Consider the following 565-nt stretch of genomic DNA (forward strand, 5'->3'; position numbering starts at 1 on the left):
GAGCCCCGGACAGGTCGCCGTGACCATCGATATGGCCTACCGTCCGCCCACCGACCACGTGCCGAAGGGGTGGACCCTCGAAGCGTCGGGGACATTCGACGCGGTGGCACCGTTGCGGGTCGAGACACCCGACGGGGTGGTGCACGAGGAGTTCGTCGACCACGCGCAGATCATCCTGCCCTCCAAGGTCACCTATCGAATGTTTCGACGCTTCCGCGAAGACACCGGGCTGGAACAGCATCTCTTCGAGCTCACTCCTGCGATGATGCTGGACGAACAAGGGTGCCCTCGCCGCATAGTGGCACCGGAGGAAACGCCGACCGATACCGACGATGCCGTGCGATGGGAAGTCGCGTGCCCCACCTCGACACCGGGTCGGTCCGTTGCAATTATTGGGCGCGAGGCGACTCGCGCCGATGCGTTGCGCGTGATCATCGATACGGGCCTCGACCTTCTGCATCGGGAGAGTGCCGAAGCCGGGCCGCTGTAACCCATTTTCGTGGCATTGGGGTCCGAGTTTGCCTGGGTCAGGGGTTTCGGAGACCCGGCGGCGTCGAAGGCAGAC

General features: G+C 64.6%; 1 protein-coding gene. It reads left to right on the top strand.

Annotated elements, in window-relative coordinates:
* Positions 1–490, top strand: a 490-nt coding sequence (locus HM984_RS18125; protein WP_179350131.1) for a hypothetical protein, incomplete at its 5' end; no start/stop codon positions are given.
* Positions 491–565: the final 75 nt, after the last annotated feature.

It is taken from the genome of Winogradskyella pacifica, assembly GCF_013403915.1.
Taxonomy (GTDB): Bacteria; Bacteroidota; Bacteroidia; order Flavobacteriales; family Flavobacteriaceae; genus Winogradskyella; species Winogradskyella pacifica.